This window comes from Shewanella sp. VK101 (genome assembly GCF_056497865.1).
On sequence record NZ_CM151402.1, the window covers coordinates 1,156,598 to 1,169,849 of the forward strand.

Below are 13,252 nucleotides of genomic sequence, written 5' to 3' on the forward strand. Positions count from 1 at the left end.
CCGGCAGCACTGTGCTAACATCTTAGGCCGTCTACCGCCTCTGGCGGTACGGTAAAAAGGGGTTTATTGATGTCGACATTAACGATCGAAGTGGGGACTGAAACCGCGCTGTTTCAGCTGCGGCAAGGGGAAACAACAGAACAATATAAAATCCCCACCGGAGAGAGTTTCACCATAGCAGATCTCAATCGGCAATTGGCTGAACTTGAATCTGATTATGGGCTTGCAAACTACCGTCTGGCTCTGGCCTTCCCCGGCATGGTGCGAGACAACCAACTGATATCCTGTCGTGCCTTGCCGGCGCTGGTGGGGCTCAACCCGGAAAAACTCAGCAGCCGTGGTGAACTGGTGTCCATCAGCAATGATATCCACGCCGGTCTGCACGCCATTGCCAGCGTAAAACACCAGTGCGAACTCTTGGTGATGTGTGGCACAGGGATCGGCATGTCACTGGCGCTCAACGGCCGGGTGTTCAGTGGTGCCAATGGCCTGGCCGGTGAGCTTGGGGCTTGCCGGGTGATGACGGAGTCAGGGGAATTCAGCCTCGAACAGTTGGCCAGCGGCGAGTCGGTGCGGCGTCGACGCTTGCGCAACCCGGTAGAACTCTACCGCGCCGGGGCCTATCTGGGAATGGGCATTGCCTGGGCGGTCAATCTGCTCAACCCGCAAAAACTCTGGCTCGCCGGTAACATGTTGGCCAATGCCGACTACTACAAGGGCTGTGTCAGCGGTGTTAAAGACTTGGCGGTTCCTGCCACTGTCAGTCAGTGTCAGATAAGTCGGGTCGACGATATGGAGACCTTGGTCTGCCGCGGCCTGCAAGTAATGCTGATGCAACAGGCCTGATACTCTGATTCAAGGGGGAGACATCCCCCTTCAAGCCGGTTCCTGGCAGGCCTGACGCATCTTCAACCAGAAGGCCCGTTGGCATAGGTTGCTGAAGGCTTTTTGTTTGGGGCTGATATCGTTTCCTTTCAGCACCCGATAACGGGTCCAGTTATCTTCACAAAGCTCGCCGATATTGGACTGGCTTGGCTCCTGTTCCAGCTCCTGCTGTTTTTCTATAATGGCGCCATCGGCAAAGTGATATTGCCACAAACCTTCATCGTCCGTGGTGTGAATTTGCACCGACTCCAACAGTTCAGCGCTGCTTGTCCGTCCTTCTATGGCCAGAATATAGTTGGCAAGATCCTGCATATTGTACTCCCGCGTTTGGCGCAAGCAGCATACCAGCGGTCGCCGGAAATTGGCAATTTCGTTTGCCACTTTAAAATTTGCATACAATATGCTAAAACTCTCAAGCACATTAATACCCAAGCAAAACACTACTAAAAGTAATCAAGCAGGAGAAGTCTATGAGCACAGGCGTTGGTGGCTCAACCCCGGAGCAGGAGTTGGCAAAGCTGGTGGATATGACTCGGGATGTCACAGCGGTGGAAGCCGCCGAATTCAAAACCAGGCAACAAAATGCCCAGACGCTGATGCAAGAGTTGGGGATAGATGCCCTCTATCTCAATGCCGGCACCAATCTCTATTATTTCTCCGGCCTGCGTTGGTATGCCAGTGAGCGTATGGTAGGAGCGATTTTGCCCTGTCGTGGTGAGCTGGAATACCTGGCGCCGGCATTTGAGCTCGACACCCTCAAGGGCTTTATGTTGCAGCCTGGACGGGTTAACACATGGCATGAGCACCAGAGTCCCTATGAGCTGTGCCGCAATGTGCTTGAGCGCATGGGCTGTCTGCGTGCGGGCGCCGTTCTGGCTATAGATGAATCTGCCCCTTTCTTTTTGTTTGATGGTCTGCGTGAGGCTTGCCCCGAGCTTGCCTTTGTCAACGGCGCCAAGATTAGCGCCCAACTGCGAATGCATAAATCGGTCGCCGAGCTGAGGCTGATTCAGCGGGCGATGGATATGACGCTCGAAGTGCACAAGGCCGCCGCCAGAATATTACGCCCGGGGATCAGTACCGCCGAGGTGGAAGATTTTATCGACAAGGCCCATAGAGCCGTGGGGGCCAGTGGCTCCTATTTCTGCATAGTGCTCTTTGGTGAAGACAGCGCCTATCCCCATGGGGTCAAGTCGCCCAAGACGCTGGAGCCAGGCGACACTGTGCTGATAGACACAGGCTGTCAGCTGCATGGTTACAACTCGGATATTACCCGCACCTACGTATTTGGTACGCCAAGCGAGCGGCAGCGGCAATTGTGGGAGCTGGAGCAGGCAGCGCAGCGGGCCGGTTTTGAAGCGGCGGCTTTAGGTGCGCCCTGCAGTGGTGTCGACAAGGCGGCCAGAGCCGTGTTGGAAGCGGCCGGTTTCGGGCCCGGATATCAACTGCCGGGACTGCCCCATAGAACGGGCCACGGCATAGGCTTGGATATTCATGAGTGGCCCTACCTGGTTGATGGCGACAACACCTCACTGGCAGTTGGTATGTGTTTTTCCAATGAGCCCATGCTTTGTGTGCCCGGCGAGTTCGGCGTTCGCCATGAAGACCACTTCTATATGACGGCAGAGGGGCCACGCTGGTTTACCCAGCCGGCCAAGTCGATTGACGATCCCTTCGCGCAGGGTTAACAGCTGTTACTGAAACAACAAACCCGGCTTTGGCCGGGTTTGTTGTTGGGGATTGTTAGTTGATCTTGAGTAATTCCACATCAAAAATCAGCACCGAACCCGGCGGGATGGAGCCGGCAGAGCGATTGCCGTAGCCCAGGCTGCTGGGTATAAAGAAGCGCATCTTGTCGCCTTCTGTCATCAACTGAACCCCTTCGGTCCAGCCCTTGATCACCTGATTGAGTGGAAAGGCGATGGGCTCGCCGCGATCGACCGAGCTGTCAAACACAGTGCCGTCAATCAGGGTGCCATGGTAGTGCACTGTCACCTTATCCTTGGGACCCGGATGAACCTGGCCTTGCCCCTTGTGCAGCAACTGATACTGCAGCCCTGAGTCTGTGGTGACCACACCCTCTTTATGCTTATTGGCCTCAAGAAATACCTCGCCCTTGGCAATATTCTCTTTTGCCAGTTTTTGGCCATTCATGGTGGTGAAAAAGTAAAAAATAACTGCGGCGATAACCACCACGGCAAGCAACATTCTCATTTGGGGATCCTCTGTCCTGAAGGTGGCGCTATCTTAACAGTTGGACTGCGGCATTTACAGCTTCGGGTTATAGTGTACTTTTGTCGGGCTTTATCCCACAGGCAGACTTGTGTAGGCTATTGATAAAAAAGTGAAAGCTAAATCAGCTCTCCGCAGAATAATCATAATAAGACTCAAGGAAACCCCTATGCTCAATCGCGCCTCCCGGCCACTGGTCAAGCTGGTGGATAAGTATCTGCCCGATCCCTATATCTTTGTGCTCCTGCTCACTCTGTTGGTGTTTGCCGCCGCCATGCTCGGCCAGCAAAAGACACCGGTAGAAGTGCTGGGTTATTGGGGCAGTGGTTTTTGGAATCTGCTCAGTTTCTCGATGCAGATGTTGCTGGTGCTGGTCGCCGGTTTTATGCTGGCCAGCTCTCCACCGGTGAAGAAGCTGCTGGACGCCATAGCGTCTCTGGCCCGCAGTGCGCCGCAGGCTATCATACTGGTGACCTTGGTCTCCTTGGCGGCCAGTTGGCTTAACTGGGGGTTTGGTTTGGTGGTCGGTGCCCTGTTTGCCAAGGCGTTGGCGCGCCGGGTCAAGGTGGATTACCGTTTGCTGGTGGCCAGTGCCTATTCGGGCTTTGTGGTCTGGCACGGCGGCTTGGCGGGCTCTGTGCCCTTGACTGTGGCCACACCAGGACACTTTGCCGAGGCGCAGATAGGCATTATCCCTACCTCGGAAACCATTTTTGCCGATTTTAATCTGCTGCTACTTGCCTTGCTGTTTATCATAATGCCGCTGGTCAATCGCTTTATGCTGCCGGATGACAAAGAGTCTGTGATAGTCGATCCTGCGCTGCTCGAGGATGCTGCGCCGACTCAGAGTGAGAACAAACGCCCGGCCGACTATCTGGAGAATAGCCGGATACTCGGGATCCTGGTGGGCCTGTGTGGTCTGGGGTATCTGGGGTATTGGTTCTTTGTTCAGGGGGGCAGCCTCAACCTCAACATAGTCAACTTCCTGTTTCTGTTTCTGGCGATAACCCTGCACCAGACGCCGCGCAGTCTGCTGGTCAGTCTCAATGAGGCGATCAAGGGCGGCGCCGGGATAGTGATCCAGTTTCCCTTTTACGCCGGCATCATGGCGGTGATGGTGCAGTCCGGGCTGGCACAGAGTATCTCTTCGGGTTTTGTTGCCATTGCCAGCGCCGAGTCACTGCCATTCTGGAGCTTTATCAGCGCCGGTGTGGTGAATATCTTCGTGCCGTCCGGTGGCGGCCAGTGGGCGGTACAGGCACCTATCATGTTGCCGGCCGCCGAGGCACTTGGCGCCGATGTCGCCAGGGTCGCCATGGCGGTGGCTTGGGGGGATGCCTGGACCAACCTGATCCAGCCTTTTTGGGCGCTGCCTGTGCTGGCCATTGCCGGGCTCAAGGCCCGGGATATCATGGGTTTTTGTCTGATGCAGTTGTTGATCACCGGCGTGGTGATAAGTGTTGCCCTCAGTTGGTTTTAGGCCAGCTATGCTTGCTGATCCCCTTGATATACAGGCTCTTGTGATAGGCCCAACCGAAAGCGAGGATCAGCAGCAACCCCGAAACCACAGGCGTTAACAAAAACTGCCAGTCGGCCCCGGCCAGCATCACCAGCAAGGGGTTGGCACCGGCCGGTGGATGTGTGGTATTGGTCAACATCATCAGGCCGACCCCGAGGCCGGTTCCCAGCCCCAGTGTCAGCGGCGACACTCCCAAGGTGTGCAATAACAAGAGTCCCAGAGCACAGGTGAGCAGGTGGCCGAAGAAGATGTTTTTCGGCTGCGCCAGCGGGCTTTGGGGCAGGGCGTAGAGCAACACCATAGTGGCGCCGAATGGTGCCATCAGCAGCAGACTCCAGCTCAGGTTCTGCATCAGCATCTCCTGTAATCCCGCCAGTAATCCAATACAGCTTCCGGCGCCCAGTGTGGCCCAGGCGGCAGCCTGCCAACGGTTTGTCGCCACTTGGGCTGTGGTTTTTGCAGCAGGTGTTGCAGTCAGGGGAGGTGTGTTGTCCATATCTGTTTTCCTTTGGTTGTCAGCATTTTTGCTTGGTAGAACAATCGGTCTACTTTTTATAGTAGACAGACCGTTCTACTTTTGTCAAACTCATATTGAATCGTTAAGGAGTGTGAGATGGACAAGGTTTCCCAACTGCTTGCCGGCGCCTTTGAACTCTTTTATCGAGAGAGTGTGCATGGGGTGGGCATCAATCAAATTCTGGCCGAGGCCGGCATAGCCAAGAAGACCCTTTATCATCATTTCGAGGGTAAGGAGGCCCTGGTGCTGGCCGTGGTGCGTTATCGCGATCAGCTGTTTTTTGACTGGTTGAATCAAAGGCTGGAGGCGGCGCAAACGCCGATGGAGCTGATCCATGAGCTGTTTAACGCCCTGGATGATTGGTTCAACAGCCGGGTTGAGTCCCTGAGCCAGTTTCGCGGCTGTTTCTTTATCAATACCGCCGCCGAGTATCCCTCACCCGAGCATCCGGTAAATCGTCTCTGCCGAGAACATAAGGCCAGGGTTCAAAATGAACTTGAGCAGAAGTTGTCACCTTGGCTTGGCAGCGAGCGCGCTCGTGAGTTGGCCGGGCAGCTGTGTTTGATTAAAGAGGGGGCGATAGTCTCGGCCCAGCTCGTCAGCCGGCAGTATGCTGCCGAGCGCGGCCGCAAGCTGGCACTGAGCTTATTTGATTAAGCCTGCTTGATAGGCGAGCTTGCCCTTGAGTTTAGAGCCAACCGTTAAAAGGCTATCTCGGGCAGCCGTGCCAGCCATCCCAGCTTAAGAGCGGCGCCAAGCGCCAACAGGTTGAGGCCGACACAGCACCAGAACAGGAGTCTGAAACTTGTTTTACTGGTCTTATGGCGGAACTGGTGGCGTGCCAGCAAAGCGCCGGGCCAGCCACCGAGCAAACCGGTCAGTTGCAGGGTCGACTCCTTGGTGCGCCAGCGGCCAGTTTCGGCGGCCTTTTTATCGCGGGCATAGAGCCAATAACAGATAAGGCTCAGCAGCAGATACCAGACGGGCACCAAGAGTGGCAGCTTATCCAGTGCCACTAAAGCCAGTAGCAGCAGGGCAAACAGGACTGTGAGCTTACCGACGAAAGACTTGTGACTGCTGCGCTTATTCTGTTGACGCTGTTTTTGTTTGAGTCTGCCCCTGTCCTCGGGAAAGAAGGCCTGTTTTGCCTGGCGCCGGCCCTGGTCATCCAGTGTGATATCAAAGGTCAGTACGTCGCCCACTTGTGGCCTGCGACCGCTCAGGCTCAGTGACTTAATGTGCAGAAATACCCTTTCACTGCCGTCATTGGGGCTAATAAACCCAAAGCCTTTATCGTCCTGCCAATGGCTGACTTTTCCTTTGTACTTCATGTATTTGACTCGTGAGTATTCGTGGCGTTATTGATTGGCTTATTGCCAAAGGCCAGACGGCGCCAGAGCCATTCCAGCGGTCCTTGGTTGAAGAACTTAAGGTAGCAGCCGGCCAGTATTATCTGCACCAAGGCATAACCCAGGGCTATGGCCAGGTAGTCTATGCGTTCAAGTGTCAGCAGTAACTCGGGCGCTTGATGGCGAAACAGCCAGATCCCAAAACAGGACTGCAAAATATACAGGCTCAAGGGGATCCGGCCAACCGCCTGCAGGCGTCTTGGCAACCATGGCAGGCGGCGGCCGAACTTAACCAACAGATGAGCATAGATGATAGCCATGGGAATGGCGCTCAGCATGACCAGAATATCGGAAAGCATCACCAGTTTGGGGCGGGATTGCAGGCTGAGAATCGTGTCCGCCAGCGACAGCAGCAAGCTCAGTGCCAGCAATTTCCCCAATTTGCCCTGGGGTAAACCTTGGTCAAACAGCCCGCGACGATATAGGCTAATCCCCAGCAGCATCACACCGCTGACAAACCACAGCAGAGTAAATGGCAGGGAAATCAGCATCAACAAGGTCATAAACAGGTGCATCAGCAACTGCTCGCCATAGCTGCCGGTCCAGGCGCTGTATTGTTCATTGAAAAAGGCGTTGCCGCGGATCCAGGTTTCATCACCCGGCAGCAAGATCATCAGACCATAGGCCAGGGTGCCGATGGCGATAAAGAGCAGTGCCCGCCTTTGCTGTGCTTCAATCTCCAGGTTACGATAATGCCAGGCGAGGAAGCCACAAATGCTATAGGTGAGCAGGATATCCCCCGGCCAGATAAACAGGCTGTGCAGCGCCCCAAAGAGCATCAGCCAGAGTAAGCGTGAGCGGATTAAGGGGAAGGGCTCCAATCCTCTGGCGAGGAAATTCTGTTGTTGAATATAGAGGCCGACACCGAAGAGCATGGAAAACAGGCTGAGGAAGCGCCCTTCCAGCAGAAAATTACTCAGGGTTTCGGTAATGGCATCGGTTAAATGAAACTCGGGAAAGGGCGCATAACCATATAAGGTGACGCCCATAAAACTGACATTGAGAAAGAATATCCCCAATACTGCCAGCCCTCTGACGGCATCGATATTGGGGTTGTGACTGATTTTGACCGGCTGTCCCTGCATCTTTTTCCTGCTTACTCTTGAGTACCGTCTAAGGCTTCGATTAGCTGAGCCAAGTTAGCAATCAAACCCGAATCAGGGAAGTGCTGGCTTGTTTCAAATTATGATCCCTTCTCGGTCGCGTTTTTGGCCGGCTTGGCCGAGATCCAGAGCTTGATACTGCCCTTGACCACAAGGATATCATTGCAGTCATAGGCGAGCACCTCGACATCGAGATCCCCAGGCTGCCAGGCATTGGCATCAACCTTGGCCACACAGCGGATATCGCTGCCGGCCTTGGCGGTGTAATCCAGCGTCATGCCCTTGGGGATCCAGCGTAGATGAGGTGGTATTGAAGCCTCGGCCATGACTCCCATCGCCATTTCCAGGCCGTTGCAGATGGCAATGACATGTACTGTACCTATGTGATTCTCCACTGCGCGGCGTTTACGCAGCAGGCATTCACAGTAGTTGGGCTCCAACTGACTGATTATCGGCTTGATACTGCCAAAGTAGGGCGCCATCCGGCTGACCAGCAAGGAGAATATCTTATTGCCAAAGGGCAGGCGCTTGCATTTGTGATACAAGTTCAGGGTCGAATTGGCGGTTTTACTCATAGTGATTCCTTGTGGGTATTCCTTGTTGATGTTCTTTGTTGGTATAGGGTAATGTTTTTGTTATTACTCTGGTCGGATGAGTGTGTATGCTGACGAGCGCTTTGGCAAGAGCCAAGAGGCAAGAGCTAAAAGGAAAGAGCCAAGAGCATTGGTTAAGATGAGCGAGGGTCACGCCAATCTGATCTGGGGCTGAACAGATAGAATAAAATGGCGTGGCAGTAACTGGGGGCTGTGCTTAAATGACGGTTTCTTCTGGAAGGTGCAAATGGTGAACCCTTTGCAAGTGCAAGAATCACTTCCTTGGACAATCCAACTTCAATCAGGATTGGTATAATCCGCGAGAATTATCAAAACAGTAGTAAGGAAACCTAGTGAAATTTCTGTTGACCTACCTCAAGGGGCTGGCCATGGGGGCCGCCGATGTGGTGCCCGGCGTTTCCGGGGGAACCATAGCCTTTATTACCGGCATCTATGACACCCTGCTGGAAAGTATTCGCCGTATCAATCCCAGTCTTTGGGGCATTATACGCCGCGACGGGATCAAGGCGGCGTTTGCACATATCAACGGGGCCTTTTTGTTGAGTCTGTTGGCGGGGATCCTCAGCAGTATTCTTAGTCTGGCCAAGCTTATCTCTTACCTGCTGGCACATCATCCTATTCCTGTATGGTCATTCTTTTTCGGGCTGATCCTTATCTCTGTGGTGCATATGCTGCGCCAGGTCAAGGGCGGTTTTTCACTGCCACGGCTATTGATATTCGCGCTGGGAGTGGCCTTTGCCTGGGGCATTACCGTGCTGAGTCCGGTCGAGTTGGAGGCCAGCTACTTTAATATTTTTGTTGGCGGTGCCATTGCCATTTGCGCCATGATACTGCCGGGGATATCCGGCAGCTTTATCCTCTTGCTATTGGGACTGTATCCTGCCGTGCTGGCGGCGGCCAAGAATATCCAGCTGGATATTCTTGGCTGTTTTGCTGTCGGTGCCGTGATAGGTATCCTGAGTTTCAGCCATTTGCTGTCGGCGCTGCTGCGGCGCTTTCACGATGCCACTCTTATCTTCCTTACCGGTCTTATGCTGGGGACGCTGGGCAAGATCTGGCCCTGGAAACAGACGCTGAGCTGGCGCACCAATTCCCATGGTGAGCAGGTACCCCTGGTGCAGCAAAACCTGTCACCCTTTGGTTTTGAGCAACTGACACAGCAGCCGCATCAGTTGGGGTTGGCGCTCTTGTGTGCCGCCGCCGGAATTGGCCTGGTACTCCTGGTTGAGCGCCTGGGGGCCGACAAGCAATAATTTCAGGCGCTAGCGCCCTGCAGTGAAAGGTATCAATGACAGAAAACGGGAGCTCAAGGCTCCCGTTTTTTATCTCCCTTCGAATCTCTCTTAAATGCCTTTGCGTTACAGGTTTCATTCAAGATGGGTCTTGCTTCGCCAGCGGATAGCCCAGGCTTGCTGGGCTTGACTCCATTTAAGGTCTTGTATGACTTGCCAGGCATGTCGGTTCCTCTTTGCTAAAAAAATATTGTACAAAAACTTGATCCTTGTACAGGTGTGTGCCTTAATTTACTACAAGGTTATACAAGGATTCTCAATATGTACAAGTTTGAGCCGCAGCGAATTCAACTGGGTATCAGTGCCTGCCTGTTGGGGCAGCAGGTGCGTTTTGACGGTGGTCATAAGAATTCTGTCTATTGCCAGCAGGAGCTTAGGCAGCATTTTGACTTTGTGCCAGTCTGTCCTGAGATGGCGATAGGTATGGGCGCGCCACGCAAGAGCATACGTCAGGTGCGCCGCGGTGATGAGATCCGGATCCAGAGCCGTGATGCCAGCTTGGATGTAACCGAGAGCCTGCAAAGTTTCAGTGAGCAAAAAGTCGCTGAATTGGGATTTTTAAGTGGCTATTTGCTTTGTGCCAAATCACCTACCTGCGGCATGGAACGGGTCACTGTCTACAAGGAAGGCGGCGACCAGGGGAATCGCAGCGGCATAGGTGTGTTCGCCAAGGCCCTGATGCAACGCTGGCCACAACTGCCGGTTGAAGAAGAGGGGCGCTTGAACGATTTGGTGATCAGGGAAAACTTTTTCACCCGGGTGTATGCCTTTCACGACTGGCAGTGTCTGCTGCACTCCGGCTTAAGCCTGCATAAATTGACCCAATTTCATGCCAGATACAAATACCTATTACTGGCTCACAGTCCGGCTCAATATCGCCAACTTGGCCCCTTGCTGGCTGACGGCGGTGAAGACTTGCAGGAAACTGCCCAGCGTTACTTTGAAGGCTTTATGGAGGCGCTGAAAAACAAGGCCAGTCGCCGCAATCACACCAGTGCGCTGCAGCATATTCAGGGCTATTTCAAACAACACCTGACCAAGGCGCAGAAGTCTGAGCTCAGTCAGGCGATAGATGAATATCGTCAGGGGCTGCAACCTCTGTTGGTGCCGCTGACATTGATTAAACATTACTTGAGGGAGCATCCACAGCCGTATATTGCGGCCCAGGTTTATCTCAACCCTCATCCACAGGAGTTAAAACTGCGTTATGCCTACTGATAACAATGCCAACCTTTCCATCGGCGAAGTCGCCAGACTGACCGGGGTGAATCCTGTCACCTTGCGCGCCTGGCAGCGACGGTTTGGACTGGTTATCCCGCAGCGCACCCCCAAGGGCCATAGACTCTATAGTCAGGAGCAGGTTCAGCAGATCCGTGAAATCCTCTCCTGGCTTGAGCAGGGCGTGGCCATCAGCAAGGTCAAGCCACTGCTCAGTGGCCAGACAGAAAAACAGCTGCAGCAAGAAAATGAAGACGACGACTGGCTGAAGTTCAGCAGCAGTCTCACCGAGGCGGCACTTTCTCTCAGCAGTGCCCGCTTTGGCCGTTTGCTGGATGAATTCAGTGCCCTCTATCCCATCGCCCTGTGTTGTCGGCGCCTGCGCCATTGGTTGCAAGTTTTGGACACCCAGCTCGATGAACGCCTCGACGGAGCGCTTGTCCGCAGTTGGCTCGAAAGCCGTCTGGCTCACTATGTCGGCGCCCGCAGCGAGCAGTTGCTGCGCCAGAAACCCCGCTGGCAACTTCTTTATCTGCCGCTTGGCAAGCAGCCGGCCTGGAGTGAGCTCTTGCTGCAACTGGAGCTTATCACCCGGGGTGTCAGCCTGTTGCCGCTCAATATGGAGGAGCCTTTGGAAGGCCAGGGGCTGCAACTCTTGGCACACAGACTGCCGTTGCAGGGACTCTTGTTGCTGCCACCTTCCCAGTTGCCCGGCAGCAATGTCAAAGCCCTGTTCCAACTGGCCAGTGCTTTGGATTATCCACTGATCTTGAGCGGGGATTATGTGGCGGCTCACGCCAATGCCTTTGAGCACTATGCCAAGGAACTGGCTATGACTGAAAAAGGGGGCAAGAAGGACCGGGAGCCCGTCAAGAATCCTGTGCTTTGCAGCAGCAATGCCGCCATATTGGCACTGCTGGCGCAGGCCGAGTCCGCCTCAAAACAACCGGAGGACAAGTAACATGTCCCAGCCTTTGCCCAATCATGCGCCTTCCCGTGAAAAGGCTTGTGTTGCCATCTGGTTTCGCAGCGATCTGCGCACATCAGATAATCAGGCTCTGTGGCTGGCGTGCGAAGCGGCAAGGGCTCAAGGTCTGCCGCTGCGGGGTTTTTATATTGAGACTCCAGCGCAGTGGCAGCAGCACTCTGTTGGTCCCATGCAGCTGGATTTCATCGAACGCAGCGTCAATCAACTGCAACGGGCGTTGGCATCTTTGGGGATAGCTTTTGATTTACTGCACTGTGACGATTTCTCTTTGGTGAATGCCACTGTCGAGGCGTATTGCCAACGCCAGGGCGTTAAGCAGATTTTTGCCGGGCGCGAGGTGGAGATTAACGAGCAGCGCCGGGATCAGGCGCTGGCGCAGCTTACCAGGACTATAGGGGTAGGCCTGCAGTTTACCGATGAGCACTGTTTGCTGCCGCCAGGGAGCGTTTGTACCCAAGGCGGCGAAATGTATCGGGTATTTACCCCCTTCTTTCGCCGTTGGCGTGAGCTGCTGGGAAGAGAGGCGATAACGCCGCTGCCGGTACCTGCGCCTCTGGCCCCGGCTTTACCCGAACCCGCAGAGCTGAGTTTTAAGGTCAGCAATCAAGGCAGTAAACAAGACAGCCATCACTGGCCAGTGGGTGAAGGGGCGGCCAGGCAGCGGCTCGATAGTTTTATTGCCAATCAGCTTGCCGATTACGGCCAGGAGCGGGATTTCCCGGCGCTCGATGGCACCAGTTGCCTGTCGCCCTATCTGGCGTTTGGTATTCTCAGCCCGCGGCAATGTGTGGCGGCGTTGCTCAATCGCTTCCCCGAGGCTATGGCAGAGGACAATAGTCCGGGTCGCAGCTGGCTGGCTGAGCTGGCCTGGCGCGAGTTTTACCGCCATCTGCTGCACGCCTGGCCCCAGCTGTGTATGGGCCGCAACTTCAACGTGCTCGGCGATGACATAGTCTGGCGGAACGACCCGCAAGAGTTTGCCGCCTGGTGCGAGGGCCGCACCGGTTATCCGCTGGTGGATGCCGCCATGCGTCAGCTAAACCAGACCGGCTGGATGCACAATCGGCTGCGAATGGTGACCGCCAGCTTCCTCACCAAACACCTATTGGTGGACTGGCGTTGGGGCGAGCAGTATTTTCGCCGCGCTCTGATAGATGGCGACCTGGCGGCCAATAACGGCGGCTGGCAGTGGTCTGCCGGCACCGGCTGTGATGCCCAGCCCTATTTCAGGATCTTCAACCCCATGAGCCAGAGCGAAAAGTTCGACCCCGACGCCAGTTTTATCCGCCGTTATCTGCCTGAACTGGCGCACTGGCCGCTTAAGCAGATACACCATCCGGGCACAGCTGCATTGTCCCGCTTCACCGAGCCGAGTCTGTTTGCCACTGCGGCTTATCCGCCACCGATAGTCGAGCACAGCGCTGCGCGGCAAAGGGCGTTGACCGCCCTGGCCGTGCTGAAAAAGTCTGCCTGAA

14 protein-coding genes are annotated in these 13,252 nt (G+C 54.8%); 8 read left to right on the plus strand and 6 right to left on the minus strand.

Annotated elements, in window-relative coordinates:
- Positions 1–69 precede the first annotated feature (69 nt).
- A complete protein-coding gene (locus ACSHSR_RS05200) occupies positions 70–846 on the plus strand; it encodes an ROK family protein (protein ID WP_144218685.1) in 777 nt (258 codons plus the stop codon).
- A gap of 30 nt (positions 847–876) precedes the next feature.
- Here the strand turns inward: ACSHSR_RS05200 and ACSHSR_RS05205 are convergent, their stop codons facing one another.
- The gene (locus tag ACSHSR_RS05205; protein ID WP_107353230.1) at positions 877–1,197 is read right to left on the minus strand and encodes a hypothetical protein; all 321 of its coding nucleotides are present in this window, start codon (positions 1,195–1,197) and stop codon (positions 877–879) included.
- Between the two features lie 158 nt (positions 1,198–1,355).
- Here ACSHSR_RS05205 and ACSHSR_RS05210 point away from each other — a divergent pair, with 158 nt between their 5' ends.
- Positions 1,356–2,573 carry a M24 family metallopeptidase gene (locus tag ACSHSR_RS05210; protein WP_144218687.1) on the plus strand — a complete coding sequence of 406 codons (1,218 nt, stop codon included), beginning with the start codon at positions 1,356–1,358 and terminating at the stop codon, positions 2,571–2,573.
- 55 nt (positions 2,574–2,628) lie between these two features.
- Here the strand turns inward: ACSHSR_RS05210 and ACSHSR_RS05215 are convergent, their stop codons facing one another.
- On the minus strand, positions 2,629–3,099 hold the full coding sequence (locus ACSHSR_RS05215; protein WP_044733888.1) for a BamJ family beta-barrel-assembly machinery protein: 471 nt from the start codon (positions 3,097–3,099) through the stop codon (positions 2,629–2,631).
- A 187-nt stretch (positions 3,100–3,286) separates the two neighbouring features.
- Between ACSHSR_RS05215 and ACSHSR_RS05220 the strand changes: the two genes are divergently transcribed.
- On the plus strand, positions 3,287–4,597 hold the full coding sequence (locus ACSHSR_RS05220) for a short-chain fatty acid transporter (RefSeq protein ID WP_096141595.1): 1,311 nt from the start codon (positions 3,287–3,289) through the stop codon (positions 4,595–4,597).
- On the opposite strand, the gene ACSHSR_RS05225 is transcribed toward ACSHSR_RS05220, so the two are convergent.
- Complete coding sequence (locus ACSHSR_RS05225; RefSeq protein ID WP_208157447.1) at positions 4,584–5,132, minus strand: HPP family protein; 549 nt, start codon at positions 5,130–5,132, stop codon at positions 4,584–4,586. The genes ACSHSR_RS05220 and ACSHSR_RS05225 overlap by 14 nt on opposite strands.
- 117 nt (positions 5,133–5,249) lie before the next feature.
- Here ACSHSR_RS05225 and ACSHSR_RS05230 point away from each other — a divergent pair, with 117 nt between their 5' ends.
- Positions 5,250–5,810 (plus strand): TetR/AcrR family transcriptional regulator, encoded by a 561-nt coding sequence (locus ACSHSR_RS05230; protein ID WP_479631317.1) that lies wholly within the window; start codon positions 5,250–5,252, stop codon positions 5,808–5,810.
- A 44-nt stretch (positions 5,811–5,854) separates the two neighbouring features.
- Here the strand turns inward: ACSHSR_RS05230 and ACSHSR_RS05235 are convergent, their stop codons facing one another.
- From ACSHSR_RS05235 to ACSHSR_RS05245, 3 genes are all read right to left on the minus strand, one after another.
- The gene (locus ACSHSR_RS05235; protein ID WP_144218690.1) at positions 5,855–6,484 is read right to left on the minus strand and encodes a DUF1294 domain-containing protein; all 630 of its coding nucleotides are present in this window, start codon (positions 6,482–6,484) and stop codon (positions 5,855–5,857) included.
- On the minus strand, positions 6,481–7,647 hold the full coding sequence (locus ACSHSR_RS05240) for a DUF418 domain-containing protein (RefSeq protein WP_243891844.1): 1,167 nt from the start codon (positions 7,645–7,647) through the stop codon (positions 6,481–6,483). The genes ACSHSR_RS05235 and ACSHSR_RS05240 overlap by 4 nt, the downstream gene beginning before the upstream one ends.
- 98 nt (positions 7,648–7,745) lie before the next feature.
- The gene (locus tag ACSHSR_RS05245; RefSeq protein WP_129980116.1) at positions 7,746–8,240 is read right to left on the minus strand and encodes a hotdog fold domain-containing protein; all 495 of its coding nucleotides are present in this window, start codon (positions 8,238–8,240) and stop codon (positions 7,746–7,748) included.
- A gap of 371 nt (positions 8,241–8,611) precedes the next feature.
- Between ACSHSR_RS05245 and ACSHSR_RS05250 the strand changes: the two genes are divergently transcribed.
- From ACSHSR_RS05250 to phrB, 4 genes are all read left to right on the plus strand, one after another.
- Entirely contained in the window at positions 8,612–9,532 is a 921-nt protein-coding gene (locus ACSHSR_RS05250) for a polyprenyl-phosphate transporter (RefSeq protein WP_028781175.1), read from the plus strand.
- Positions 9,533–9,832: 300 nt separating this feature from the next.
- A complete protein-coding gene (locus ACSHSR_RS05255; protein WP_025889881.1) occupies positions 9,833–10,789 on the plus strand; it encodes a YbgA family protein in 957 nt (318 codons plus the stop codon).
- The gene (locus ACSHSR_RS05260; RefSeq protein ID WP_144134531.1) at positions 10,779–11,750 is read left to right on the plus strand and encodes a MerR family transcriptional regulator; all 972 of its coding nucleotides are present in this window, start codon (positions 10,779–10,781) and stop codon (positions 11,748–11,750) included. The genes ACSHSR_RS05255 and ACSHSR_RS05260 overlap by 11 nt, the downstream gene beginning before the upstream one ends.
- Position 11,751: 1 nt before the next feature.
- Positions 11,752–13,251, plus strand: coding sequence for a deoxyribodipyrimidine photo-lyase (gene phrB, locus ACSHSR_RS05265; RefSeq protein ID WP_144218703.1), 1,500 nt, complete (start codon positions 11,752–11,754; stop codon positions 13,249–13,251).
- Position 13,252: the final 1 nt, after the last annotated feature.